General features: G+C 39.9%; 24 protein-coding genes and 1 riboswitch. Of the genes, 23 read left to right on the top strand and 1 reads right to left on the bottom strand.

All coding sequences use genetic code 11. The features are described from left to right. Positions 1–24 precede the first annotated feature (24 nt). The 11 genes from speB to ACFX40_RS04675 all read left to right on the top strand — a co-directional run bounded on the left by speB (position 25) and on the right by ACFX40_RS04675 (position 12463). Positions 25–960: an agmatinase gene (speB, locus tag ACFX40_RS04725; RefSeq protein ID WP_028407594.1), complete on the top strand. Its 936-nt coding sequence runs from the start codon at positions 25–27 to the stop codon at positions 958–960. Positions 961–1280: 320 nt separating this feature from the next. Next, positions 1281–2660: an APC family permease gene (locus tag ACFX40_RS04720; protein WP_060744885.1), complete on the top strand. Its 1380-nt coding sequence runs from the start codon at positions 1281–1283 to the stop codon at positions 2658–2660. Positions 2661–2773: 113 nt separating this feature from the next. Next, entirely contained in the window at positions 2774–3433 is a 660-nt protein-coding gene (locus ACFX40_RS04715) for an HAD family hydrolase (RefSeq protein ID WP_014461428.1), read from the top strand. A gap of 307 nt (positions 3434–3740) precedes the next feature. Continuing rightward, on the top strand, positions 3741–5126 hold the full coding sequence (locus ACFX40_RS04710) for an LLM class flavin-dependent oxidoreductase (RefSeq protein WP_377254323.1): 1386 nt from the start codon (positions 3741–3743) through the stop codon (positions 5124–5126). Beyond that, positions 5123–6304 (top strand): acyl-CoA dehydrogenase family protein, encoded by a 1182-nt coding sequence (locus ACFX40_RS04705; protein WP_217598945.1) that lies wholly within the window; start codon positions 5123–5125, stop codon positions 6302–6304. The genes ACFX40_RS04710 and ACFX40_RS04705 overlap by 4 nt, the downstream gene beginning before the upstream one ends. 107 nt (positions 6305–6411) lie before the next feature. Next, entirely contained in the window at positions 6412–7545 is a 1134-nt protein-coding gene (ssuD, locus tag ACFX40_RS04700; protein ID WP_136790205.1) for an FMNH2-dependent alkanesulfonate monooxygenase, read from the top strand. Positions 7546–7560: 15 nt separating this feature from the next. Next, positions 7561–8751: an acyl-CoA dehydrogenase family protein gene (locus tag ACFX40_RS04695; RefSeq protein WP_377254320.1), complete on the top strand. Its 1191-nt coding sequence runs from the start codon at positions 7561–7563 to the stop codon at positions 8749–8751. 342 nt (positions 8752–9093) lie between these two features. Beyond that, positions 9094–10038 carry an ABC transporter substrate-binding protein gene (locus ACFX40_RS04690; protein WP_377254317.1) on the top strand — a complete coding sequence of 315 codons (945 nt, stop codon included), beginning with the start codon at positions 9094–9096 and terminating at the stop codon, positions 10036–10038. A gap of 79 nt (positions 10039–10117) precedes the next feature. Continuing rightward, positions 10118–11152 carry a FecCD family ABC transporter permease gene (locus ACFX40_RS04685; RefSeq protein ID WP_377254314.1) on the top strand — a complete coding sequence of 345 codons (1035 nt, stop codon included), beginning with the start codon at positions 10118–10120 and terminating at the stop codon, positions 11150–11152. 5 nt (positions 11153–11157) lie between these two features. After that, complete coding sequence (locus ACFX40_RS04680) at positions 11158–12174, top strand: FecCD family ABC transporter permease (protein ID WP_098248628.1); 1017 nt, start codon at positions 11158–11160, stop codon at positions 12172–12174. Between the two features lie 124 nt (positions 12175–12298). Further along, positions 12299–12463, top strand: a complete 165-nt coding sequence (locus tag ACFX40_RS04675; RefSeq protein WP_165918632.1) for a hypothetical protein — start codon at positions 12299–12301, stop codon at positions 12461–12463. A gap of 34 nt (positions 12464–12497) precedes the next feature. On the opposite strand, the gene ACFX40_RS04670 is transcribed toward ACFX40_RS04675, so the two are convergent. Next, positions 12498–13499 (bottom strand): DUF3231 family protein, encoded by a 1002-nt coding sequence (locus tag ACFX40_RS04670; protein ID WP_025749746.1) that lies wholly within the window; start codon positions 13497–13499, stop codon positions 12498–12500. Positions 13500–13748: 249 nt separating this feature from the next. On the opposite strand from ACFX40_RS04670, the gene nei reads away from it, so the two are divergent. From nei to ACFX40_RS04610, 12 genes are all read left to right on the top strand, one after another. Then, on the top strand, positions 13749–14567 hold the full coding sequence (nei, locus tag ACFX40_RS04665) for an endonuclease VIII (protein ID WP_098525493.1): 819 nt from the start codon (positions 13749–13751) through the stop codon (positions 14565–14567). Positions 14568–14671: 104 nt separating this feature from the next. Then, positions 14672–15049, top strand: a complete 378-nt coding sequence (locus ACFX40_RS04660; protein WP_013055587.1) for an FAS1-like dehydratase domain-containing protein — start codon at positions 14672–14674, stop codon at positions 15047–15049. A 211-nt stretch (positions 15050–15260) separates the two neighbouring features. Next, positions 15261–16640 carry a DUF6612 family protein gene (locus tag ACFX40_RS04655; protein WP_098525492.1) on the top strand — a complete coding sequence of 460 codons (1380 nt, stop codon included), beginning with the start codon at positions 15261–15263 and terminating at the stop codon, positions 16638–16640. A 157-nt stretch (positions 16641–16797) separates the two neighbouring features. Next, the gene (murQ, locus tag ACFX40_RS04650; RefSeq protein ID WP_060744895.1) at positions 16798–17703 is read left to right on the top strand and encodes an N-acetylmuramic acid 6-phosphate etherase; all 906 of its coding nucleotides are present in this window, start codon (positions 16798–16800) and stop codon (positions 17701–17703) included. A 12-nt stretch (positions 17704–17715) separates the two neighbouring features. Next, complete coding sequence (locus ACFX40_RS04645) at positions 17716–18570, top strand: MurR/RpiR family transcriptional regulator (protein ID WP_013081906.1); 855 nt, start codon at positions 17716–17718, stop codon at positions 18568–18570. 88 nt (positions 18571–18658) lie between these two features. Further along, on the top strand, positions 18659–20020 hold the full coding sequence (locus ACFX40_RS04640; RefSeq protein ID WP_028407608.1) for a PTS transporter subunit EIIC: 1362 nt from the start codon (positions 18659–18661) through the stop codon (positions 20018–20020). After that, positions 20017–21027 carry a MupG family TIM beta-alpha barrel fold protein gene (locus tag ACFX40_RS04635; protein WP_377254310.1) on the top strand — a complete coding sequence of 337 codons (1011 nt, stop codon included), beginning with the start codon at positions 20017–20019 and terminating at the stop codon, positions 21025–21027. Before ACFX40_RS04640 ends, ACFX40_RS04635 begins: the two co-directional genes overlap by 4 nt. Positions 21028–21246: 219 nt before the next feature. Further along, positions 21247–21349: riboswitch (TPP riboswitch) on the top strand. A gap of 114 nt (positions 21350–21463) precedes the next feature. Further along, positions 21464–22741, top strand: coding sequence for an acetylornithine deacetylase (locus tag ACFX40_RS04630; RefSeq protein WP_377254307.1), 1278 nt, complete (start codon positions 21464–21466; stop codon positions 22739–22741). Positions 22742–22746: 5 nt separating this feature from the next. Next, positions 22747–23418: a thiaminase II gene (tenA, locus tag ACFX40_RS04625; RefSeq protein ID WP_377254304.1), complete on the top strand. Its 672-nt coding sequence runs from the start codon at positions 22747–22749 to the stop codon at positions 23416–23418. Continuing rightward, positions 23411–24175: an ABC transporter ATP-binding protein gene (locus ACFX40_RS04620; protein ID WP_028407612.1), complete on the top strand. Its 765-nt coding sequence runs from the start codon at positions 23411–23413 to the stop codon at positions 24173–24175. Before tenA ends, ACFX40_RS04620 begins: the two co-directional genes overlap by 8 nt. After that, positions 24172–24915, top strand: coding sequence for an ABC transporter permease (locus ACFX40_RS04615; protein WP_028407613.1), 744 nt, complete (start codon positions 24172–24174; stop codon positions 24913–24915). Before ACFX40_RS04620 ends, ACFX40_RS04615 begins: the two co-directional genes overlap by 4 nt. Then, on the top strand, positions 24912–25922 hold the full coding sequence (locus ACFX40_RS04610) for an ABC transporter substrate-binding protein (protein ID WP_060744901.1): 1011 nt from the start codon (positions 24912–24914) through the stop codon (positions 25920–25922). Before ACFX40_RS04615 ends, ACFX40_RS04610 begins: the two co-directional genes overlap by 4 nt. Positions 25923–25943: the final 21 nt, after the last annotated feature.

Raw genomic sequence — 25943 nt, 5'->3', positions numbered from 1 at the left:
ATCATTGAAACGGAGGAATAAATTATGAAATATCCATTGTCCCCAGATGTCAAACCAGAATTTTGTACAACGGGCTCATTTATGAGGCTGCCAGCGGAAAGAGAAAATGCAAAAGTAGGGCTAGTAGGGATGCCGTTTGATACGGCAGCATCTTTCAGAGTAGGTGCGCGCTTTGCCCCTCAGGCAATTCGGCAATCTTCCATGACGCTGTTTCCTTATCACCCGGTACACGACGTATATCCATTCGATGATACAAATGCTATCGATATTGGTGATGTGCCCGTTATTCCACATAATATTCACAGAAGCTATGAATTAATGGAAGAAGCGGTAGGCACTCTTATGGATAGAGGAATTGTTCCAATTGGAATTGGAGGAGATCATTCGATTACCTTAGCAAGCCTTCGTGCTGCTGCTAAAAGATATGGTCCAGTGGCTATGATTCATTTTGATTCTCATACAGACACGTGGGATACGTATTACGAGGAAAAATATTGGCACGGATCTCCTTTTATACGCGCATATGAAGAAGGTCTAGTAGATCCAAAGAAGGTCTTTCAAATTGGTATCAGAGGAACATTAAACCACCCGGGAGATGTTCAAGAAAGCAAAGACCTCGGTTATCATGTAGTAACGGCAGGGGAGCTTGAACATCAAGGATTTTCAGTGGTTTTAGAGCAAATGAAGACAGCGATTGGAGATACGCCGTGCTTTTTAACGTTTGATATTGATTTTGTTGATCCTTCTTGTGCACCAGGAACAGGAACGCTTGAAGTAGGCGGATTCAGCAGCAGAGAAACGCTGCAAATGATTCGTTCTCTGACGGAATTTAACTATGTTGGATTTGACCTGGTGGAAGTGCTGCCTTCTTATGATCCAACTCAGATAACCTCGTTGCTTGCAGCTACAATCATTCATGATTTTGCTAGTTTAGTTGCAGTGAAAACGAAAAGAAAGTGATTGAATACTACGATTGAATAACGGCTTGTAAGCAGAAATCCCTCTTATTCAGAGGGTATTTCTGCGTTGGTATAGCAGGAGATTAGGAACATATAGCTATTTAAAATAAAGCGCTTTCATAATATGATAAAAGAAAAAGATAGTTTGTTAGCAACCCTTACCAACTTAAAGAAATAAATCATATATTTGCTATAGTAAATGTAACAACTCTTTATATAAAAATGAATGAAAGTCATTCATTTTTATATAAAGAAATTAAATACAGGCATTTATGGATTTAATTGTCAGAATGTTCTTAATAAATAGAAGGGGGAAGATAAATGAAACATGAAACAGTAACATTAAAAAGGTCGTTGAAATTATGGCAGATTGTATTAATGGGGATCGGATATATGACTCCGATGGTAGTGTTTGATACGTTTGGGATTGCGTCTGATATGACGAATGGACACGTTCCCACGTCTTATATCATAGCCCTTGTCGGGATGCTTCTCACGGCAGTAAGCTACAAAAAGATGATTCAAGTGTTTCCAAATGCAGGGTCAGCTTATACATATACGCAAAAGACAATCAATCCACATTTAGGGTTCTTAGTTGGCTGGTCTGCACTAATGGATTATCTCTTTTTACCGATGGTTAACGCACTTATTTTTCAAATTTATTTATCATCTATTTTTCCTTCGGTACCATCGTGGATTTGGGTGGTCAGCTTCGTCATTATCGTTACGCTGCTAAATCTACGAAGCGTTAATTTCACCGCCAATTTCAATACGTTTCTTGTTGTATTTCAAATGACGATTTTAGTATTGTTTGTTGCTGTTTCAATCAAAGCCTTGCTAGGCGGAATGGGGGAAGGTGCTCTTTTTTCTATGAAGCCTTTCTTTAATCAGAACATGACCTCATCAGGGCTAATAGCGGGAGCCACACTTATGTGTTTTTCCTATTTAGGATTTGATGCAGTGGCTATGTTATCAGAAGAAACGCCTAATCCTAAAAAAACGATTCCGCAAGCTATTTTTTTAGTTGCGTTAATCGGAGGAGTCATGTTTACCGTGACATCTTATTTTATTCAAGCGGTTTTTCCAACGTTAGAAGGATTCAAGCATCCAGACGCTGCGGCTCCTGAAATTGCTATGTATGTGAGCGGTACGCTGTTTCAAATTGTCTTTTTAGCTGGAGGAATTGCAGGAACATTATCATCAGGCATGTCATCGCATGCAAGCGTTTCACGTTTATTATACGTAATGGGACGCGATCGAATTTTACCTCAGTCATTTTTTGGTTATGTTCATCCTAAGCTGCGCACCCCTTCGCGAAATATTGTATTAGTCGGAGTTGTATCAGCAAGTGCTATTTTCTTCAGTCTAGCAACAGCTACGTCATTTATTAATTTTGGAGCACTCATTGCGTTTTCTTTTGTTAATATTTCGGTTATTGCGCACTATGCTGTTCATCAAAAGCAGCACCGGTCGGCTAAAGGATTTTGGTCATACATTGTTATGCCACTGTTAGGAGCAGCAGCGATTGGCGTTTTATGGCTTAACTTGGAGCGCAATTCCTTTTTACTTGGTATCGGCTGGGCGATTGCCGGTTTAGTTTATTTAGTGTATGCAACGAAAGGTTTTAGAAGGCAGCTGTCTTCCATTGAGTTTAAGGAAACAGAGGAAATGTCACCTTTGATGAAAGTCGGAGAAAAGTAAGGATAGAAACTACCTGTTTAAGCCTATCTTATTAAGGAAGCCACATTTATGGATTACGTATTTTGAACGTGTTACTATGTAAGAACGATAAGATAGAAAAAGGTAGGTAAATTATGATTAAAGCAGTTGTGTTTGATTTTGATGGATTAATTATTGATACAGAATCAGTGTGGTATGAGGTATACCGCGAAATGTTAGAGGACAGGGGAGTAGATCTACCGATTGCAACGTTTGCTTCTTATGTGGGAACGGATGCTACGGCACTTTACGATTACTTGCTTCAGCAGTTTAACAATGAGTTCACAAAAGAGGAACTAGCTCAAGAATCGTTAAGACGTCATCAAGAAAAAATGAAATCATTAGTAGCCCGAGAAGGTGTAGCGGAGTACTTGGCAGAAGCAAAAGAACTTGGATTAAAAATTGGTTTAGCAAGCAGCTCATATCGAGACTGGGTAACAGCATTTTTAAAAGAGCTAGATTTGCTGCACTATTTTGAAGTCATTCAAACGCGCGATGATGTAGAAAAAGTGAAGCCAGATCCGGCTCTTTACCGAAATGCAATTGAAAAGCTAGGAGTAGAGCCCTCTGAAGCTTTGGCATTTGAAGATTCTTCTAATGGAGCGAAAGCTGCTATGGCAGCAGGCTTGCGCTGTGTGATTGTACCAAATCCGTTAACTAAACATCTGTCATTCGAAAGATATCACTTACACATCGAATCGATGAAAGAGAAAAGTTTAAAAGAAGTGATTCAGTATCTTTGTATTGAAGACTAACGCTAAAAGCGCCACATTTTTCAAAAGAAAATGTGGCGCTTTTTTTATTGTTTTACTGCTTCCTCAGTCAAATAAAAAGGGTTATCTACAGGGGTATAGACGCTGTTGTAGTGTTTTTTTAGCTGTTGCAATAATAAGTCAATAACCTTTAAAGAAATCCTAATTCAGCATTAGTAATAGCTTCATTTATGTTTCATTATAAAGAGAGAAGTTTCGTTGACACCCTGGAAGAATATGTTTTAAGATTACTTCCAAACAGATTTAATTCTTAGTTAATTTATGTCTTTAATTAGTTTTGGAGGTTTCTATGGGGAAACATATTTATTTAAATGCGTTTGATATGAATTGTGTTGTACATCAGACACCTGGTTTGTGGACGTACCCAAGTGATCAGGCGGCCGAATATAAAACGTTAGATTACTGGGTGAAGTTAGCTAAGCTATTGGAAAAAGGAAAGTTTGACGGTTTGTTTTTAGCCGATGTGTTAGGTATTTATGACGTTTATAGGAAAAGTAATGAAGGAGCTCTTAAACAAGCTGCTCAGCTTCCAGTGAATGAACCAACTGCACTTATTTCCGCTATGGCATATGCAACAAAGCATTTAGGGTTTGGGGTAACGGTCTCTACTACTTATGAGAAGCCTTATGCGTTTGCGCGAAAATTTTCGACGTTGGATCATTTAACAAATGGACGTATTGCATGGAATATTGTGACTTCATATCTTGAAAGCGGGTCAATTAATCTAGGATTAGAAGAACATTTTACGCATGAAACCCGCTATGATATTGCCGACGAATTTTTAGAAGTTTGCTATAAATTATGGGAAGGAAGTTGGGAGGAAAGAGCTGTTGTAAGAGATAAAGAAAAAGGGATCTTTACACTTCCAGACCGGGTTCATCCGATTAATCATAAAGGGAAGTGGTTTAGTGTTCCGGGTGTACATTTATCAGAACCTTCCCCGCAGCGAACTCCAGTTTTATTTCAAGCAGGAGCTTCTGCCCCAGGAAGAGCATTTGCCGCCAAACATGCTGAGTGTATCTTTACAAGTTTTCCTACCAAAAAAGTAGCTGCAGATTATGTGAAAAAAATGCGCGCTCAAATCGCCGCAGAAGGCAGAGACCCACAGAGCGTATTAATTTTTAATTTATTTACACCAATTGTTGGACGAACTGAAAAAGAGGCTGAGAAGAAGCTTGCTCAGTTTGAGAGCTATGTCAATTTCGAAGGAGCAGCTACGCTGTTTAGCGGCTGGACGGGAATCGATGTTTCTGCCTATGAACCAGAACAGCCTATTGAATTTATTGCGACGAATTCAGTTCGTTCCGCTTTAGAGAAATTTACAATAAGTGATCCCGATAGAAAGTGGACGGTAGAAGAGGTAGTGAAATTTGTCAGTATCGGAGGAATGGGACCTGTTACTGTGGGAAGTCCGGAACAAGTAGCTGATTTTATGGAAGAGTGGATAGACGATACAGGCATGGATGGATTTAATATGGCTTATGTGACCACGCCGGGAACGTTTGCTGATTTTATTGATTTAGTGATTCCTGTTTTGCAGGAAAGAGATTTATTCAAAACAGATTACAGTGAAGGAACTTATAGAGAAAAGCTATTTAAAAAATCACATTTCTTGCCTGATGAACACTATGGCGCTCAGTATCGAAAGACGAGCCAAAAGGAGAGTTTAACATGACTGCAACAACTGTAAAGGGAGAAATTTATCTTGATCAAGCAAAAAAGCTGTCCGTTTCTTTTGCGAAGGATGCAGCACAAAGAGATAAAGAAGGCGGAACACCTAAACAGCAAAAAGATGCTATTCGCCAAAGCGGGCTGTTAAATTTATTAATTCCTCAAAAATATGGCGGAGAAGGCGGGAAATGGTCAACGGCTTTAGCTATTGTTCGAGAGTTGGCGAAAGGCGATGCAGCATTGGGTCACTTATATGGCTATCACTCCTTGTTTGTCTCAGATATTCGAATCAAAGGCACAGAAGAACAGCAGGCCTATTTTTATCCTTTATCTGTTCAGCAGCAAGCTTTTTGGGGAAATGCCTCTAATCCTTTAGTAGAAAGCCTAAAAGGTGACAAGCAATCACAAGGTTATCTATTAAATGGAACGAAAGCGTTCGGTTCTGGTTCACCGGATTCTCAGTACTTATGGTTATCATTTAATGACAGAGAAACGGGGCAATATTTAAACGGAGTCGTGCCTACTGACAGAACAGGCATTACCGTCAAAGATGATTGGAATGCGATGGGACAAAGACAGACGGGAAGTGGAAATGTAGATTTTAAAAATGTACGAATAGAAGAACATGAAGTGATTCAAGATTTTGTTGAAAACCCTACTTCTTTTTCAACTATTGGAGCCTCGCTGTCGCAAATTATTTTAACGAATGTCTTTATAGGAAGCGCCTTTGGAGCAATTGAAGAAGCACAAAACTATACGGCTTCTAAAACAAGGCCTTGGTTAACATCAGGAGTAGAAAAAGCTTCGGATGATCCAGGTATACTGCGGAAATACGGTGAACTCTGGATTCAAGCGAAAGCAGCCAGTGCACTTGCAGATGAAGCAGCTCTCATATTGGATGAAGCGTGGGAAAAAGGCAGAAAATTAACGGAAGAAGAACGTGGAAACCTAGCAGTTCACGTAGCGGCTGCCAATGTTTTTGCTGGTAATGCTGCACTGGATATCACAAGTAAGATATTTGAAGTTATGGGAGCGCGTTCGGTTCATGCTGAATACGGATACGATCGATTCTGGCGTAATGTAAGAACTCATACTCTTCATAATCCAGCTGAATACAAGCTTCGAACGGTTGGGAACTGGGTGTTAAATCAGCAGTACCCTACACCTAATCCGTATGCTTGATTTAAAAATAGTAAAAAATGAAGCTATCAGACAACTGAGGCTCCTTATTGCAGTTTATTTGTAATAACGGAGTTTTTTTATGTAGCTTTAAAAAGGGGCGAATACAAGTGGAGTTATTTTGGTTTATTCCAACGTATGGAGATGGACGTTATTTAGGAAGCCATGAAGGAGCCAGGGCTGCAAGCTATTCTTATTGCAAACAAGTTGCACAAGCTGCGGATGAGCTAGGATATAGCGGGGTTTTGCTTCCAACGGGAAAATCATGTGAAGACGCGTGGATTGCTGCATCTACTTTAGTGCCAGTCACTGAAAATCTGAAGTTTTTAGTAGCGGTACGCCCGGGTTTAATGTCGCCTACACAAGCCGCAAGAATGGCTGCAACATTTGACCGCTTTTCGAAAGGAAGGCTCCTTATTAATGTCGTAGCAGGAGGAGATCCCGTTGAGTTAGAAGGAGACGGAGTGTTTTTAAACCATCACGATCGCTATGAGCTGACAGATGAATTTTTAACGATATGGAGAAGGGTATTAAATGAATCCGATGTTCACTTTGACGGAGACTACTTGAGTGTTAAAGGTGGCAACGTACTTTATCCGCCAGTCCAAAAACCGTATCCTCCCCTTTATTTTGGAGGTTCTTCTCCTGTAGCGATGGACGTTGCCTCAAGGCATATAGACGTCTATTTGACTTGGGGAGAGCCTCCTGCACAAGTAAAAGAAAAAATTGAACGCATGAAAGAAAAAGCAAAGCAGACAGGAAGAGAAATTCGATTTGGCATCAGGCTTCATGTCATTGTTCGTGAAACTGAAGAAGAAGCCTGGAAAGCTGCAGATGAACTGATTCAACATGTAGATGGAGAAGCTGTTAAATCAGCCCAAAAAGTATTTTCTCGAATGGATTCAGAAGGTCAAAAACGTATGAACGCCTTGCATCAAGGTGACCGTTCAAACTTAGAAGTAAGCCCTAATCTATGGGCCGGTGTAGGGTTAGTCCGAGGGGGAGCAGGGACTGCTTTAGTAGGAGATGCTGATACGGTGGCACAACGAATCAAAGAATATGCAGAGTTAGGTATCGAAACATTTATTTTATCTGGATATCCCCATTTAGAAGAAGCATATCGAACAGCAGAGCTTTTGTTTCCAAGGCTTCCAGTTAAGCGTAAACACGATGAGAACGAGCGCACATTTATCAGTCCATTTGGTGAAGTGAAAGTGAATGATAAAACACCCGCTAAAAGGTGAGAAAGGAGGGTAATCATGAACAACACCCAAACGATTGCAGCGTCTCAAGAGAAGATCCTCGAATTGGCTAACCAGTTGGCTAAAGAGTTTTCCAAAACTGCTGCAAAAAGAGATAGAGAAGGTGGAACGCCTCTACATGAGCGTAATCTGCTTAGAAAAAGCGGTCTTTTAGCTCTCCCGATTCCTAAGGAATACGGGGGTTATGGAGCCAGCTGGCCGATTGTTTTTAAAGTCGTGAATATCATTGCGAAAGCAGATAGTTCACTTGCCCACTTGTTGGGGTATCATTATTTGACGGTTTGTTCGACGTTTCTATTTGGAAGTATTGAGCAGTACAAAACTTTTTACAAAGAAACAGCAGCTCACCAGCTATTTTGGGGCAATGCCTTTAACCCTAGAGATTCAGGACTAAAAGCAGTCCGAGAAAATGGGCGATTAATGCTTAGCGGAAGCAAGAGTTTTTGTTCCGGGGCAACCGATTCAGACCGTTTGTTAGTATCGGCTCAAGAAGAAGGAAGCGGTGAGGTATTGCTATGTGTACTTCCTACTTATAGAGCCGGAATCGTTACTGAAGATAATTGGGATGGATTTGGCCAGCGCCAAACGGATAGCGGAAGTGTAAAGTTTGAAGATGTTATCGTTTATGAAGAAGAAATATTGCGTAAAGCAGCTGAAGAGCAAAAGGTTTTTCCTACGGTACGAACGCATTTGGCTCAGCTTATGCTCACTCACTTATTGTACGGTATTGCTCAAGGCGCTTTGGAAGAATCAAAAGTTTACGTGAAGGCTCATACAAAGCCGTGGATAAGTTCAGACGTTGAAGCAGCAGAGCAAGATCCGTACATTATTCAGCAATACGGTGAAATGAGTTTAAACCTTCATGCTTGTTCAGCACTTATAGAAAAAGCTGTTGCAGAATTTGATCATGCATGGAAAAAAGAAGATGCGCTAACGAAACAGCAGCGGGGCGAGTCCGGAGTTGCGATTGCGTTGGCCAAAACATTTACTGTCAAAACGGTCTTACATATTACCTCTACTATATTTGATGGGATGGGAGCGAGAGCCACGTCTGATCAGTATAAATTTGATCGATACTGGCGCAACGCCCGGACAATTAGCTTACACGATCCTATTGCTTATAAGCTGCGTGACATAGGGAAATGGTGTCTTAGCAGTGAACTGCCGCCTATTACACCATATTCATAGAAAGTCTGCTAAAAAGAGGCTGGGAGAAAAATAATTTAGTTGAAGGAAGATCCGGACGATGAATCGTTCGGTTTTTTTATGGTGATGGTGAACGTAGGTTTCATATACTGAGTTTCTTCTAGCCGTGTCTTAAGCAGTTCAGCTCATATATCCCATTTGTTCGTCTTTAGATTGGAATGATGTAGCTATATCTCAATCTCTTTTTTGTAGAATAGATATAATTTTTTTAATTAAAAAATAACGAATCAGCTTGTTTAAATAGATAAAACTGATATAATGATAACGATTATCAGTTTCAAGAGTCGATTATCTACATAAAGATACAAGCAGGAGGAATGACATTTGAATAAGAAAAAAATAGGACTGCTGGCTTTTATTACAATGCTGGCAATCGGAATGCTTATCGGCTGCAGCAACACGAATAAGGAAAATTCAGCTGATGAAAAAAGTGAAAAAACAAGAGTGGTCAAGCATGAGCTTGGAGAGACAAAGGTAAAAGAGAATCCAAAGCGAGTAGTCGTATTAGAGTTAGGCTTTATTGATGCATTGTTAGATGCTGGTATCAAACCTGTAGGAGTAGCTGATGATGATAAAGCAGAACAGCTTATTGATAAAGATGTACTAAAAGAAATCAAAGGATACAAATCAGTTGGCACGCGAGCGCAGCCAAGCTTGGAATCGATTAAACTGCTGAAGCCCGATTTGATTATCGCCGATTCAGAACGTCATAAAAATGTATACAAAGAATTATCGAAAATTGCGCCAACGATTGAGTTAAAAAACTTAAATGCTAATTACGATGATTTACTAAATACAGAGTTAAAAGTAGGAGAAGCGGTTGGCAAGAAAGCAAAAGTTGAAAAAGTGGTAGAAGAGCATAAGCAAAAAATGAAGGATTTAAAAGCAAAAGCACCAAAAAATCCGGGCAATGTACTTGTTATCGCTGATGCAAATGGTAATATTAATTCTAGAACTTCAAATTTCTTTACAACGGGTGTTCTTGAGCAATTAGGCTTCAAAAATGCATTAACAGATCCTACAAAAGAGTACAGTGTAAAAATGACAATGGAACAGCTTGTAAAAGCAGATCCGGACAAACTCATTGTTATGCGAAATGAAAAAGGTCATACGCCTTTAGCAAAACAGCCATTATGGAAAGAGCTAAAAGCGGTTAAAAATAATCAAGTGTATGAAGTTGATGTATTTAAATGGTCTCTTCGCCGAAGTGTACAAGGTGCAAATGGTATTGCAGATGAAGCAGAAAAGTTATTATTTGAAGGCAAATAATAACGAAGAAAAGAACAATCCAGCGGGATTGTTTTTTTCTTTTTAATGAACTTTCAAATGAAAGGGGGCGCAGTCTACTATGAAAGCTGTTCACGGCTTATCCAAAAGAAACAAATCTCCGCTTCGTATAATAGCTATTTTTCTTGCGGTTATTATTCTTTTACTGATTTCAATGTTTTTATCTATTTCCATCGGTTCTATACATATTTCTTTTGGAACGATTAAGCAAGCTATACTAAATTTTGACGGATCAAAAGAACAGTCTATTATTCAAACTGTCCGCCTGCCTCGCTTACTGGTAACGGCATTTGTTGGCGCTAATTTGGCTGTCGCTGGAGCGTTGATGCAAGCATTAACTAGAAATCCATTAGCTTCTCCTGGTATTTTTGGTATTAATGCCGGCGCATCAGCGGCAATGGTATTTTTAACGGTTTTAGTGCCTGGTGTAAGCATGATTGGCGGGGTATTTGGTGCATTTTTAGGAGGCGCATTTGCTGCTGTTATTGTTTATGTCATGAGTTCGTTGATTAAAGGAGGCGACAGTGATGTAAAGCTTGCTTTAACAGGTGTTGCTATACAAGGTATGCTTATGTCTCTCACGCAAACGCTGCTGATTTTTAATGAAAGCAAAACAGAAGGCGTTATGTTCTGGCTCACCGGTTCAGTTATTGGGCGAGATTGGGGACATGTTCATGTATTGGTTCCTTTTAGCATCGTGGGCCTGCTTATTGCGTTTGGTCTGGGAAGAGCGTCTTCTTTATTGTCTTTAGGAGATGACGTAGCTAGAGGACTCGGGCAGCGAGTCTTTGCCATTAGAGCGTTCACTGCAGTTGTTGTGATTGTATTAGCAAGTGTTTCGGTGGCAATTGCGGGCCCCATTGGCTTTGTAGGGCTTGTTGTTCCTCATATGGTACGCTATTTAATAGGTGTAGATTACCGGGTCGTTTTGCCAATGAGCGCGCTGCTTGGTGCATCTTTATTGCTGTTAGCAGACGTATTATCACGATTTATTACATACCCGTATGAGACTCCTGTAGGTGCAGTAACAGCATTGCTCGGAACGCCGTACTTTATTTACTTAGCGAGACGCAAAAAAACAGAAAGGAAGGCATGAGTTATATGCAGACTGTCAATAAAACAAAAAAGCAGCCATCTCGATTCAAGTCTGTCGGCCTGTTTATCATTCTTTCTGTCTTAATTATAGCGCTGAGTGTGATAAGCCTTAGCTTAGGAGACATTAACATACCTCCTCTAGACATTATTACGTCTTTTATTGGTATTGGCGATCCTGACTTGACGTCCATTTTAGTAGAATTTCGTCTGCCTCGTATTTTGCTGGCTATTTTAACGGGAGTCGGCCTAGCTGTGTCCGGAGTCGTCGTACAGTCTATTATGAGAAATCCGCTCGCTAGTCCAGATACATTAGGTCTATCAAGCGGGTCAGGATTAGCAGCTGTTGCAGTCACTATTTTACTGCCTTTAGCAAGCCCATCTGTTTTATCCGTCGCTGCGTTTGCAGGAGGCTCGCTTGTCTTTGTCATCGTCTATTTGCTTGCTTATAAAAAAGGAGTAGAACCTATTCGATTTGCATTAATCGGTGTAGCAGTCAGCGCTTTTTGTTCATCCGGTATTCACTTGTTAATTTCAAAAGCAAATCCAAACGTAAATGCGGCACTGATTTGGCTGAGCGGCAGCTTATGGGGAAGAACATGGGATCAATTAATTGGTTTACTTCCCTGGATCGTTATATTAGTACCGCTGATTTGGCTGTTAGCTGCCCGGTTAGATTTAATTCATTTAGGTGATGAAGTGGCTCGAGGACTAGGGGCTAGAGTAGAGTTAATTCGTCTAGTATTGCTGGCAAGCGCAGTGGCAATGACGGCTGCGGTTGTATCGGTGGTTGGCACAATTGGCTTTGTAGGGCTTATTATTCCTCATGTGGCCAAACGGTTAGTGGGACCGAGACACAAAAAATTGATTCCTACAGCCGCTTTGCTTGGCGCTTTGTTTGTACTAGCAGCAGATTTAATTGGGAGAGGAATTGCTCCTCCGATTGAAATTCCGGCCGGATTAATCATTGGCATTATCGGCGCTCCGTATTTTCTTTATTTACTGTGGAGAGAATCTAAAAAATGAGGCTGTGACAAAAGTAGTGTAGTTAAAGTTAAACACGAACTATCCATCAAAAATGGATGAATAGTTCGTGTTTTTTTGTAATCATGGTGAACGTAGGTTTCATATATGCAGGTGCTTCTAGCTGTTGGTTGTAGAGCAAGGCGAAGACTCCTGCGGGAAAAGCGCAACAGGTGAGACCCCGCAGGAGCGCAAGCGACGAGGAGGCTCAGCAGGCGCCCGCGGAAAGCGAAGCCTTGCACGGAAATCAACAGCGGTGTCACAAGCAGTCCAACTCATTGCTCGTCTTTAGATTGGGTTCATTTCGTTATGCCCCAATCTCATTTTTATTCCAAATGAATTTTTGGGAATGGAATATGCGGAGGCTCTTCTAGCCATCCTTGCTCAATACTTATTCTTGATACTTCTTTGGCGTATTCCAAAATTTCATTCGTGAAGTTTGTATAGTTTAAAGCGAGATCTAAACGCGGGCTCGTTGACATCGCAAGCCCATATCCACGTACATTTTCAGTAATCATCGCAGCCAGGTGAAACATCATGAGTTTTTCTGAAAATGGAGGAACGGAAGACTTTTCTACTCCGTAATCCCACTTCATTGTGACCGGTATGTTTTCTACCATTAGCGGTTGTGACAGGGATTCAATGTGCTGCTGTACCTGCTCTCTACCCTTTAACAAAAAAGCTTGAATTTCCTGAGAAGGAGCTGTTTGAGCAAACCCTAAAATTAAATCCTTTGCAATTAAGTTCGTCTGTATGCTTGACACGATATGAGAAATTTCAATGACCGTTAACGGCCGCTTTTCATCAAAATAGCTCCCTAAGAAGAGCTCTTTGTCGTTCATATCAGATGCATCTGCAATAGGAATAGGAGGAAGCTCTATAAAAATTTGTTTTTCTAACAGCAAATCTGTAATCGTTTGGTTAAGCTTTTCCGCTTTTAGCAGTAAGCTGCGAAAAAAAGACCGTACATCATTCCTTGCGGCAACATCGACGCCCGTAGTTGCTGATAGCAGAAGGACATTTGAAATATGCTTTAAATAAAGCAAATAAAAAGAATCCGAAAATAATTTTGGAGCTTCAGTATCAAGGTCTTCTTCTCCGAAACCGAGCGGGATTGGCATATTTTCTTTTAAAAAGATAGCAGTGAGCGCATCACTGTTTCTTGTTGTGATGTGCAGTGTACCTTGAATCGCTTTTTGAATATCTAAATCGTCTACATGACACAGAAAATGGTTAAGCATACAAGAAATTGCTTTATCGTTCATATATTGCTTCCAAATAACAGCCATCTCGGCAGCTGATAGTGGAGAAAATGATTGATTGTTCATAATAAACTCCTCATATATAGATAATTAACAAGTTTCTAAAAGGTTATCAACTAGTATAAGTCAAAGGAAGTAAGATAAACACTATAGAAAGTAAAAAAAGGTATCAACATTTTACTATAAGAGTAACCGTCATGCATAATTTAAAGGTTCTTTTAGGAAAAGAAGAGTTCAACCGCTTCTTTCTTGCAAAGCAAAAATAAAACCGAAATAATAAATGAAGAAAGTCAGGAAAGAAAGGAGTTTCATTATATGCCAGAAGGTCCAGAAATTAGACGAGCAGCCGATGAAGTGGAAAAAGCGATTATCAGTCTTCCCGTTGGAGAGATATGGTTTGCTTTTCCATCTTTACAGCATTACGAAGAAGTATTAACGGGTGCTCGTATTAAAAGGGTAGATACAAAAGGGAAGGCTATGCTTATTCGTTTCGACAACGGCTATACCATTTATTCACATAATCAGCTTTATGGAAAATGGTATGTACGTTCATCTTACAATTATCCATCTACAAACAGACAGCTGCGTCTTGCTATTCATAATGAAAAGAAATCAGCGCTGCTCTATAGCGCTTCTGATATTGAAGTATTGCGTGATGAAGAAGTTTCTGCTCATCCTTTTGTATCAAGAGTAGGTCCGGATATTTTAAGTGAAGAAGTAATGGCAGATGAGCTTTTAGATCGCTTCTACTCTAAGCCATTTTACCGCAGAAAATGGGCGTCGCTGCTGCTAGACCAAAGCTTTATAGCGGGGATTGGAAATTATTTGCGCAGTGAAATCCTATTTGTAGCGGGAATTAATCCTGCAGCTCGTCCGGTAGACTGCACGGAAGAACAGCTTAAAAAGGCAGCTGAAGCAACCATTTCTCTTGTCAAACAGTCCTATGAAACAGGTGGCATTACAAATGATGTAAAGCTTGCTGAAACGTTAAAAAAGAAAGGCCAAAAGCGCTCTGAATACCGCCACTGGGTTTTTAACCGTGAAGGAGAAGCTTGCCGAATTGACGGCACCCCTATCTTAAAAGTGCAAGCTGCTTCTAGAAGGCTTTATTACTGTCCTACTTGTCAAAAATAGCAGGATATATTTATTCTGCTATTTTTTTGATGTGAAAATGAATGACTGTTCATTTTTGTGATATAGTTAAAAAGTAAAGTCATAATCTTAAGGGGATGGATAAGGTGGAATGTAAAGCAGGAGATACATTTACGTGGCAAAGAACGTTTCAAGAGGAAGAAATCATGCAGTTTGCGGAGATGACTGGAGACCGGGGCAAACATCATATAGAACGTGACGAAAAAGGGCGGCTAATGGTGCATGGACTTATGACTGCTAGTATTGGAACGAAAATAGGAGGAGACTTAAACTACATTGCAAGAGAAATGGTGAGTGAATTTCTTCGTCCAGTTTTTGCAGGAGATACAGTTACCTGTGAATGCATATTAACTGAAGTAGAAAAAGCAGATGGTTTTCAAAAAGTGAAAATCAAATCAGTGTATCGAAATCAACAAGGTAAAGAAGTACTGATAGGGACAAGTAATGGAATTATTAGAGATTAAAATAAAAACGTTAACAAATAAGCATGAATGCTGTTAGAAAAGTCACGGATTCGTGACTTTTTTATTGTGCAATTTCCTTCTTTTGTTGGTTACCATTTAAATGTAAATATGGTAATTTAGTAAAGTTGGGTTTTGTAAATGGTAAAATTGTGTATTTACTAAGTACATAGATTCTTATTTTTGGAAAAATATTTAAAAAGGAGTTTCTTATATGAAAAAAATAATGAATACCAGCTTAGCAATATCATTCGCTCTATTGCTTTCGGCATGTGGGATGCCGTCTTCAGAGGAATTAACGGGTGACGTGAAAGAAGCACAAGAAAAGGTGAAAAATGTTCAAGTGAAGGTCACTGGAAAAGAAGAAGGCTCCTCTGATTACCAAGTAAACGGAGTACAAGAATTTGATTTTAAAAGTAAAGCAGGTTACATTAACACAAAAATGAACGGCGAAGAATTGAAGATGTATCATGACGGTGATGAAACGTTAGCTGTGGCTGGAGAAGAAAGCACAAAAGTACAGGGAGAAGAAAAAAAGTACGTTACGGCTTTAATTAATAACGCTATGGAGCTTCAACAAAATCCAATACGCTACTATCAAAAATATGATAAAAATCTTCCAAATGAATTTGACGTCACCGAAAAAGACAAAGAGTATGTATTAACATTTAACGGAGACAAAGACAAAAAGCAAAAAATTGTAGCAGGTGATGCTAAAGCTTATTATAAAATAACAAATCAAGGCAGCGATACCGCTGTAGACCTTGACCAAATTAAAGGAAAAGATTTTTCGCTTGTTGTGACAATTGATAAAGAAACGAATCAAATAAAGAAAGTAGTAAAAAATCAGTCGTATTCAGTTAAAGTGGACGGAAAAACAGAAAACTCAAAGTCTAAGCAAACGTATACGTATACATATAACCAATTAGACAATGTAACAAAACCAAAAGTGGAAGCAAAAGCCGCTGCTGCTTCTAAAGATAGCAGCACTGAAACGCCAAGTAAAGAAAAGCAAGCTGCTTATGCCAAGGAAGCGGGACAATACGTGGACGCTTTAATTCAAGCAACTGTTTATCAAAATACAGATCAATTTGTTGCTAAACATCCGAATCAGCAAGATAAGAAACAGGTAGAAGAAAAAGGGGAGTTCCAAAAGAGTTCGTTTGTAGAGTTTTTTGAAACGAATTTTAAAGGTGCTTTATCATCATTGAGCTCAAACATAACCGATGAGCAGTTAAACGAAGTAAGCAGCGCTTTTCTACAAGCTCTTTCATCTACAAAATATAAAATTAAAGATACAGCGTATAGCGATGAAGATGATGCGTACGTCGTACAAGTCGAAATTCAAGGATTTAACGATGCAAGTGTATTAGCGGAAGTTATGACACCACTTGCAGAAAAATACCAGGCGGGTGAGCTGAGTAACGAGCAGTTAGTCAACGAACTTATTAACGGAGTAGCAAAACGCTATCGTGAGCCAGTTGAATTACTTCCAGCAAAAACAGTTCCTGTACACGTCGTAAGAAATGGTGAAAAAGATTACGAAGTTTTAATGCAAGATGAGTATCTGTTAACATTTGCTCAGCAATCGTAGATAAACAAAAAAAAGATTTCGGCTATATGCCTGAAATCTTTTTTTGTGTTTCTTTTAAAATATAATTTCAAATATAAAAATAAATTATTGAAATTATATTTCAGTGGAATTATAATAACCATAAAGTCACTACAAGATGAAAAAGGAGCCAAAAAAGATGAATGAACAGCTTACGTTATTAACAACGGAGTCTCAAAATGAGCAGACAACGAAGATCGATACAGCTAGTACAAAAGAAATTTTAAACATAATGAATAAAGAAGATCAAAAAGTGGCGCTGGCTGTACAAAAAGTACTTCCAGACGTAGGGGTGGCAGTTGAATTTGTAAGTGAATCGTTTCAAAAGGAAGGCCGGCTTATTTATGTCGGAGCGGGAACAAGCGGAAGGCTGGGAGTATTGGATGCTGTTGAATGCCCGCCTACTTTCAGTACCAATCCGGATCAAGTACAGGGATTGATGGCTGGAGGAGAAAAAGCATTTGTTAAAGCAGTTGAAGGTGCTGAAGATAAAGAAGAATTGGGAGCAGCAGATTTACAAAAAATTCATTTGAATGAACGAGACACAGTCATTGGAATTGCTGCAAGCGGACGCACTCCTTATGTGATTGGTGCATTAAGATATGCAAAATCTGTAAAAGCTAAAACGGTAGCGCTGTCTTGCAATGGTAATTCTCTTATTGGAAAAGAAGCGGACCATAGTATTGAGGTGGTAGTAGGTCCGGAAGTGCTAACAGGTTCCACAAGGTTAAAAGCAGCAAGCGCTCATAAAATGATTCTCAACATGATTTCTACAGCGGCTATGATCAAAGTAGGAAAAGCGTATGAAAACTTAATGATAGATGTTCATGTGAGTAATGAAAAGCTTAAAGAACGAGCGATAGGTATTATTTGTAAAATTACAGGCGTTTCTTATGAACAAGCAAGCCAAACGCTTGAAGAAGCAAATAATGAGGTAAAAACAGCAGTGGTTATGATCAAAACAAATGAAAATTACGACACCGCGAAGATGTTACTGAATAATGCGGGCGGTTATGTGAGAAAAGCGATTGAACATTACGTATAAAGGAGAGAAACGATGTCAACAGGCGGATTAACAATGATTAAAAACACGGTGGCTAAGCTTCCTGATTCGGAGAGGAAAATTGCTGAATATATTTTAAACAACCCGCATACTGTGGTAAACAGTACGGCTGGAGAATTAGGTAGACTAGCGAATGCTAGCAGTGCTGCTGTTATTCGTTTGTGTAAATCTATCGGGGTTAGCGGGTTTCAAGAATTAAAGGTAAGAGTAGCCGGTGATTTAGCTAGAGATACGGAGCAAGGATACCGCGATATTGAAACAAATGAAACGATTCAATCTATTGTCAAAAAAACGGCAAGCAACAGCATTCAAAGTCTAAGTGATACGGCCGAGCTTGTGAATTATAAAGAAGCCGAGCGGGCTGTTTTAGCGCTGATTGAAGCTAAAAACATTCATTTTTTTGGAATCGGTGCTTCACATATTATTGCTATGGATGCGCAGCAAAAATTTCTTCGAATTAATAAAAATGCCACGGCTTTTGCAGATAGCCATTTAGCAGCTACACTCATCGCAAATGCAAGTAAAGACGATGTAGTTGTGGGCATCTCTTTTTCAGGGGAGACTCCTGAAGTAAGCAACGTCTTATCTTTAGCTAAAAATCGCGGAGTAAAGACGATTAGCTTAACCAAATACGGACAGTCTACCGTTTCGTCTTTAGCTGATATCTGTTTGTATACGTCTTATTCTCAAGAAGCGCCGTTTCGAAGCGCAGCTACATCGTCTCGTTTAGCCCAGCTTTATGTGATTGATGTACTATTTTTAAGTATTGCAGCGCAGCAGTATGACCAGACGATTGAGTATATTGATAAAACAAGGGATGCCATTCAGTTTTTGAAAACTAAGAAATAAAAAAGAAAGCGATTACAAAAAGGGGATTTTGTGGTCTGTTTCCTCAGTACCGTATCCATCTAAGAGGAAAATACAAAGGGGGATTAACATGTCTTTAGATAATCATCAATTAGCAAAGGTTATTTTGGAGATGCTTGGGGGAGCATCAAATATTGAAGCGTATACGCATTGTATGACGCGGCTGCGCGTGACTGTAAAAGATGATTCAATTGTAAAAAAGGCAGATATACGAAAGCTTGAAGGCGTACTCGGATTAGTGGAAGAAGAAACGCTGCAAATCATTATTGGTCCTGGAAAAGTAAACAAAGTAACAGAGGAGTTTGGAAAGTTAATTGATGAATCTGGCGGTATTAATTTAGAAAATCGTGCGGCTCAGCGGAAATCGGAGCTGAAAGAAAAAAATGCAACTCCGTTTAAGCTCTTGCTTCGCCGAATTGCAAGTATTTTTATTCCGTTAATACCTGCTCTTGTAGCATCTGGACTTATCACCGGAGTGACAAAAGCAGCAGTTCAAGCGAAGTGGCTTCCTGCAGATTCACAGATTGCTATTCTTTTAACCGTTATCGGAAGCGGCTTATTTGCTTATCTGGGTATTTTAGTAGGTATTAATGCGGCAAAAGAATTTGGTGGTTCGCCGGCTTTAGGGGGCTTAGCAGGTATTTTAGTCATTAATCCTGCCGTAGCTGATATTAAACTTTTTGGTGAAGCACTTTTGCCGGGTCGGGGTGGCTTAATAGGAGTCTTGCTTGCAGCAATCTTTATGGCCGTAGTGGAAAAACGAGTGCGTAAATTTGTCCCTCAGTCACTGGATATTATTATTACACCAACCGTTACGGTGTTAATTACAGGCATTATTACGTATGTAGTATTCATGCCAATCGGCGGCTTGATTTCAGACGGAATCACAAAAGGCCTTTTAGGAGTTTTGGAGGTTGGAGGAGTTGTAGCAGGCTTTGTTTTAGGAGCAACATTTTTGCCGCTCGTCATTACAGGACTTCATCAAGGTCTTACTCCTGTTCATTTAGAGCTTATCAATTCAATTGGAGATGATCCGCTTCTTCCTATACTAGCAATGGGCGGAGCCGGTCAGGTCGGTGCAGCTTTTGCTATCTATATCAAAACAAAGAAAAAACGTTTAAAGCGAGCAATTGGAGGCGCTCTTCCTTCAGGGCTGCTTGGAATTGGAGAGCCGCTTATTTTTGGAGTCACACTTCCTTTAGGACGCCCCTTTTTAACCGCTTGTCTTGGAGCTGGAATCGGCGGAGCGTTTCAGGCGCACTTTCATATTGCGACTGTAGCAGTGGGAGTCTCAGGTTTGCCGCTTACGTTTTTAGTTCATGCGCATCAAATTCTTCTTTATTTACTCGGGTTAGTTGTTGCTTACGCAGCCGGCTTTGTTTGTACGTATTTCTTTGGATTCAACGATGAAATGGCGAGAGAGTTTGAATGATTGGCATTTCGTTTTATTTAAATGATAGTGATGCTAAAAAAAGATTAATAGAAGCAAGTGAGTGCGGTGTCACACGTGCATTCACTTCGCTTCATATTCCAGAGGAAAAAGGGGATTTGGCTGAACGGGCAAAAGAACTGCTTCATGTGGCTAGAGATTGTGGAATAAGCGTGTATGCAGACGTATCCAAGCATACGCCGATTCATTTAGGTACTGAAAGCCTTATGTCGCTATCTTCACTTGGCGTATCTGGTATTAGACTAGACGATGGGTTTAGCACAGCAGAAACTCTTTCGCTTGCGAATGAATTTTATATTGCTGTTAATGCAAGTACGTTATCCAAACAAGAAATTGAAGCACTCTTATGTGCAGGTCTTCATCATCATCAGCTGCTTGCATGGCATAATTTTTATCCTCGACCTGAAACAGGGCTTGAAGAAACGTTTTTTCAACAGCAGACAGATTTATTTAATGAACTTCGTATCCCAGTCTGCGCTTATATTCCCGGGGAAGGCGAAAAGAGAGGCCCTATTTATCAAGGTCTTCCTACTAGAGAAAAAGACCGTAATAGATGCCCTTTTACCTCTGCAGTAGATTTATACGGCTGCGGAGTAGCGGAGGTTTATATTGGAGATCCATGCGCCGGTTCAAGTTTATTAAAGCGTTTGGTTCAATATCAAGAAAGCAGCATTATTCCGCTGCGCATTCGTTCACCTCATATAGAGGGAACGTACAGCGTGCGTCCAGATGTATCAAGAGACGCTCTGCGTTTAGTTGATACACGATCTGTAAAACCAGTGCCGCCATTTCATACAGTCGAGCGCAGAATCGGAGCAATTACAATGGACAATGATGGCTACGGACGTTATAGAGGAGAGGTTCAAATAGCTAAAACGAATTTGCCTGCAAATGCGAATGTGAACGTGATTGGGTATGTGATAGAAGAAGATCATGAGCTGCTTTCGTTAGTGAAACCGGGGCAAAAACTTGAGCTTATTCCTGTCTGAATGGAAAAACGGTGTATTTTTAAAGAAGCCGATAGCTAACTAGTAAGCTTATAAAAGTAAAGAGCACACACTGCTTAAAAAAAGTGTGTGCTTTTTATTTTACTAAAAAGGAAACTATTTTCATTGCTGAATCATGAACCTTTCTATTGAATAAAACGCTTTACTATGATAAAACTATTACAGGTAAACATATGATAATCGTTTAATTTTATAGAGATACAACGCCACTAGGGGTGCTTTCTAAGCTGAGAGAGACGAGAAGTCTTAACCCTTATAACCTGAACTAGGTAATACTAGCGTAGGAAAGAGGTATTGTAATGGATGTTTTGTATGGTATTTCCTTACGAACTCGTTATAATAATTTTTTGTATATAAACAAAAACACTTCTTTCCTGCGAAAGAAGTGTTTTTTTATGCGTAAAGGAAGGTGTCATACATGGAAGAAACAATTGATTTGCTTGTCAAACAGGTAGAGGAGCGCAAAGGGGAGCTAATCCAGTTAGTAAAAACGCTTGTTGCATATAAAACGCCAGCGCCTCCTGCACGAAATTCTCATGAAGCGCAGCGCTACGTAGCGGATTTCCTTAAAAACTGCGGTTTTTCCATCGATATGTGGGATTTATATTGCAACGATCCTATTGTAGTGGGCACGTTAAAAGGGAAAAAATCAGCTGACTATCAAAGCTTAATTATTAACGGGCATATGGATGTAGCTGAGGTACAAGAAAATGAAAAGTGGGAGACAAATCCGTTTGAAGCTGTGGTAAAAGACAACATGATAATCGGACGCGGAGTTGCTGATATGAAAGGCGGCTTGGCAGGAGCATTATTTGCAGTCCAGCTTTTAACAGAAGCAGGAATCGAACTGCCGGGAGACTTGATTTTTGAATCCGTTGTAGGAGAAGAAGTGGGAGAGGCAGGTACGCTGCAATGCTGTCAGAAAGGATATACAGCTGACTTTGCGCTTGTTGCTGATACGAGTGATTTACATATTCAAGGTCAAGGCGGAGTGATCACGGGATGGATTACGATAAAAAGCAGTAAAACCTATCATGACGGTACACGCCGAAGTATGATTCATGCTGGAGGAGGTCTGTTAGCTGCGAGTGCTATTGAGAAGATGGCAAAAGTGATCGGAGGGCTGCAAGAATTGGAGCGCCACTGGGCTGTTACAAAAAGCTATCCAGGATTTTTGCCGGGAACAAATACGATTAATCCAGCAGTAATCGAAGGGGGAAGACATGCTGCTTTTATTGCAGATGAATGCAGGCTGTGGGTCACCGTTCACTATTATCCCAATGAATCATACGACCAAGTATCAAAAGAAGTGGAAGAATACATTTTAGCTATTGCAAAAGCAGATCCATGGTTAAAAGATAACCTGCCAACCTTTGAATGGGGAGGCACATCAATGATTGAAGACAGAGGAGAAATCTTCCCGTCATTAGAAATTGATGAAAATCATGCTGGAGTACAGCTGCTTGCACGTACTCATGAACAAATTGAAGGGAAAAAGCCCCCAATCGATGTGTCAACTAGCGTAACAGACGGGGGATGGCTAGCTGATGCGGGGATTCCGGCCGCTATTTATGGTCCGGGAAATTTAGCAAATGCACATGCTGTGAACGAACAATTAGATATAAATCAGCTTGTTCAATATACAAAAGTGATGTTGCAGTTCATTTATACGTGGCTGCATACGCATAAGGAGTGATCATCATGAAATTTAGTGAACGATTATACGAAAAGCTGCAGCCTATTTGGCGTCAAAATCATAATCATCCCTTTGTACAGGGAATGGGAGACGGAACGCTTGAAAAGGAGAAGTTTCGCTTTTACATGATTCAAGATTACCTTTACCTAATTGATTATGCAAAATTATTTGCGATTGGAGCCATGAAAGCTACCGATGTTCAAACGATGGGGAAATTTGCTGCACTTTTGGATTCTACATTAAACGAAGAAATGAGCCTGCACCGTGAGTATGCCAAGAAATTTGAAATCAGCGAAAAAGAATTAGAAAAAGCGCAGCCATCTCCTACAACGCTTGCATACACACACTATATGCTGCACGTTGGTCAAAGCGGCACATTAGCTGAATTAATGGCGGCTCTTTTGCCTTGTATGTGGAGCTATTGGGAAATAGGAAAAGAACTCAGTGAAAAGCCTGGAGCTAACAATGAATTTTATCGTGAGTGGATTGAAATGTACAGCTCAGAAGAATTTGGAGAACTAGCGACATGGTGTATTAATTTATTCGACTCACTTACTGAAGACAAATCAGAAGCGGAGTTAGAAAAGCTCGAAGAAATTTTCTTGAATACAACGCGTTTTGAGTATATGTTCTGGGATATGGCTTATAACGAAGCGATGTGGCCAATTCATGAATAAGTCTGTGTTATCTTTTCAAAACGTCAGTTTTACGTACAAAAACGGTGATCAACCGATTTTAACATCATTAAACTTAGACGTAAAAGAAGGCGAGTTTGTCAGTATCGTTGGAGCGAGCGGTTCTGGGAAAAGTACGTTGTTTCGTCTCATTACAGGTCTTGAACAGCAGAGTGAAGGCGATATCGTGATTAACGGACAGTCTTATGAAAAACGGCTTGGAAAAGTAGGCTACATGCCGCAGCAAGATTTGCTTCTTCCGTGGCGCACGATTTTAGACAATGCAGCTCTGCCGCTTGAGCTTCACAATGTGTCAAAAGCAAGTGCTCATAGGCAAGTATCTCAGCTGCTCGAAGAGTTTGGTTTAAAAGGGTATGAAAATCGTTTTCCAAGTGATTTATCCGGAGGGATGAAGCAGCGTGTTTCTTTTCTGCGAACGGTATTAAGCGGTTCTAACGTACTGCTTTTAGATGAGCCTTTTAGTGCGCTTGATGCCATTACGCGTTTATCAATGCAGGAATGGCTGCTTGAACAATGGCAAAAGCGTAAACATAGCATCTTATTTATCACTCATGACGTAAACGAAGCCCTGTTTTTATCAGATCGTATTTTTATCTTTTCAGACAAGCCGGTAAGTCATCTTGAAGAGATTAAAGTACCGCTTAGCAGGCCTCGAACGCAAAAAGATTTGAATCAACAGCGTGTGCTTGATGTGAAAGATTATTTAATTGAACAGCTAAGATCGAAGGTGAACACATGAAAAAATACGGGGCTTCAGTTATTTTAGTCGTCATTTTGCTGGCTGCTTGGGAAATTGGAGCACGCATTGTAAACTATCCGTTTATTTTACCAACGCCCACCGGTATTTTAACGAAGCTTTGGGAGCTGCGAATGGATTTATTGTTTAAGCATTTACCAGCTACGCTATCTATTGTTGTAATTGGGCTGGTTATATCAGTGGTCCTGGGAGTTATGCTGGCTGTATGGATGAATTGGAGTCCGCTTATTGAGCGTGCTTTCTATCCGCTTATTATTGCGTCGCAAATGATTCCCACCATTGCCATAGCTCCTGTATTTGTTCTGTGGTTTGGCTACTCCATTTGGAGCAAAGTGATTGTGACTGTATTAATTACTTTTTTTCCTATTACGGTTAGCACATTTGACGGGCTTCGTTCGACCAATAAAGAGTTAAAAGAACTCATGCTGACCATGGGAGCAACAAAAAAAGATATTTTCTTTAAGTTGAACATTCCTTCTGCACTGCCTCATTTTTATTCAGGGCTCAAAGTAGCGGTTACCTTTAGTATAATAGGTGCTGCCATTGGCGAATGGTTAGGTGCACAAGCAGGCTTAGGATATTTCAGTCGTCGTATGATGACACAGTTTGATGCAGCTGGTGTATTTGCACCAATTGTGATTTTATCCGCGCTTGGTATTTTATTCTTTATTATTGTAGTAGGTTTCGAAAAACGTTCATTAAAGTGGAGGAAAACAGAATGAAAAAATGGTTTGTAATTGGTTTAAGCCTGATGCTTGTTTTGATGCTCGCTGCTTGCGGCCAGGACAAGGAAAATAAAGCTGGTGACAGTAAAAAATTAAAAGACGTTACAATTATGCTTGATTGGTACCCAAATGCAGTGCACAGCTTCATTTATGCTGCACAAGAAAAAGGATATTTCAAAAAAGAAGGGCTGAATGTGAAAGTACAGTTTCCTGCTAATCCAACAGACTCGCTTAATTTAGCAGCTGCGGGGAAAGTTACACTCGGCCTTTATTATCAGCCTGATGTAGCAATGGCACGAGCAAATGAAGATGTGCCGGTAAAGTCGGTAGGAGCAATCGTAAGGTCTCCATTGAACCGAGTTGTGGCGCTGAAAGATAGCGGTATTAAGCGTCCTAAAGATTTAGAAGGAAAAGTAGTAGGATACAGCGGAACACCATTAAGTGAATCTGTTCTAAAGAAAATGGTGAAAAGCGATGGAGGAGATCCGAATAAAGTAAAACTAGTAGACGTAGGATTTGAGTTAAATTCATCGCTGATTAGCAAAAAAGTAGATGCCGTAATAGGTGCATATATTAACCACGAAGTACCATTACTTCATAAAAAAGGATATAAAACAGTTGACATTGATCCTTCAGATTACGGCGTGCCATCTTATTACGAGCTAGTGGCAGTTACTGGGGATCAAACGTGGGCAAAAGATTCTGATACGATTAAAGCGTTTTGGCGTGCCGCTACAAAAGGGTATGAGTACACAGAGAAACATCCAAAAGAATCACTTCAAATTCTATTAGATAACCAAGATAAATCAAACTTCCCCCTTGAAAAAGACGTGGAAACAAAAAGTTTAAATATTTTACTTCCGAAAATGAAGTCTGAACAAGGATTTGGCAGTCAAACGAAAGAATCATGGCAGTCAAATGTAGACTGGTTAAAAGAGTCAGGATTAATTAAGAAAAAGCCAAATGTAGATGAAATGTTTGAGAATATCGGAGAATCCAAGTAAATAATTTAAGACAAATTTAAA

It is taken from the genome of Priestia sp. YIM B13552 (assembly GCF_042787775.1).
Classification (GTDB): Bacteria; Bacillota; Bacilli; order Bacillales; family Bacillaceae_H; genus Priestia; species Priestia megaterium_E.
Note: the sequence above shows the minus strand (reverse complement) of the source record. Positions and strands in the feature narration are given on the sequence as shown.

Excerpts from the sequence above, each read along its gene's own strand:
- speB (WP_028407594.1), top strand. The coding sequence starts at position 25 with ATGAAATATCCATTGTCCCCAGATGTCAAACCAGAATTTTGTACAACG.
- ACFX40_RS04720 (WP_060744885.1), top strand. The coding sequence starts at position 1,281 with ATGAAACATGAAACAGTAACATTAAAAAGGTCGTTGAAATTATGGCAG.
- ACFX40_RS04715 (WP_014461428.1), top strand. The coding sequence starts at position 2,774 with ATGATTAAAGCAGTTGTGTTTGATTTTGATGGATTAATTATTGATACA.
- ACFX40_RS04710 (WP_377254323.1), top strand. The coding sequence starts at position 3,741 with ATGGGGAAACATATTTATTTAAATGCGTTTGATATGAATTGTGTTGTA.
- ACFX40_RS04705 (WP_217598945.1), top strand. The coding sequence starts at position 5,123 with ATGACTGCAACAACTGTAAAGGGAGAAATTTATCTTGATCAAGCAAAA.
- ACFX40_RS04695 (WP_377254320.1), top strand. The coding sequence starts at position 7,561 with ATGAACAACACCCAAACGATTGCAGCGTCTCAAGAGAAGATCCTCGAA.
- ACFX40_RS04685 (WP_377254314.1), top strand. The coding sequence starts at position 10,118 with ATGAAAGCTGTTCACGGCTTATCCAAAAGAAACAAATCTCCGCTTCGT.
- ACFX40_RS04680 (WP_098248628.1), top strand. The coding sequence starts at position 11,158 with ATGCAGACTGTCAATAAAACAAAAAAGCAGCCATCTCGATTCAAGTCT.
- ACFX40_RS04670 (WP_025749746.1), bottom strand. The coding sequence starts at position 13,499 with ATGAACAATCAATCATTTTCTCCACTATCAGCTGCCGAGATGGCTGTT.
- nei (WP_098525493.1), top strand. The coding sequence starts at position 13,749 with ATGCCAGAAGGTCCAGAAATTAGACGAGCAGCCGATGAAGTGGAAAAA.
- ACFX40_RS04655 (WP_098525492.1), top strand. The coding sequence starts at position 15,261 with ATGAAAAAAATAATGAATACCAGCTTAGCAATATCATTCGCTCTATTG.
- murQ (WP_060744895.1), top strand. The coding sequence starts at position 16,798 with ATGAATGAACAGCTTACGTTATTAACAACGGAGTCTCAAAATGAGCAG.
- ACFX40_RS04645 (WP_013081906.1), top strand. The coding sequence starts at position 17,716 with ATGTCAACAGGCGGATTAACAATGATTAAAAACACGGTGGCTAAGCTT.
- ACFX40_RS04640 (WP_028407608.1), top strand. The coding sequence starts at position 18,659 with ATGTCTTTAGATAATCATCAATTAGCAAAGGTTATTTTGGAGATGCTT.
- ACFX40_RS04635 (WP_377254310.1), top strand. The coding sequence starts at position 20,017 with ATGATTGGCATTTCGTTTTATTTAAATGATAGTGATGCTAAAAAAAGA.
- ACFX40_RS04630 (WP_377254307.1), top strand. The coding sequence starts at position 21,464 with ATGGAAGAAACAATTGATTTGCTTGTCAAACAGGTAGAGGAGCGCAAA.
- tenA (WP_377254304.1), top strand. The coding sequence starts at position 22,747 with ATGAAATTTAGTGAACGATTATACGAAAAGCTGCAGCCTATTTGGCGT.
- ACFX40_RS04620 (WP_028407612.1), top strand. The coding sequence starts at position 23,411 with ATGAATAAGTCTGTGTTATCTTTTCAAAACGTCAGTTTTACGTACAAA.
- ACFX40_RS04615 (WP_028407613.1), top strand. The coding sequence starts at position 24,172 with ATGAAAAAATACGGGGCTTCAGTTATTTTAGTCGTCATTTTGCTGGCT.
- ACFX40_RS04610 (WP_060744901.1), top strand. The coding sequence starts at position 24,912 with ATGAAAAAATGGTTTGTAATTGGTTTAAGCCTGATGCTTGTTTTGATG.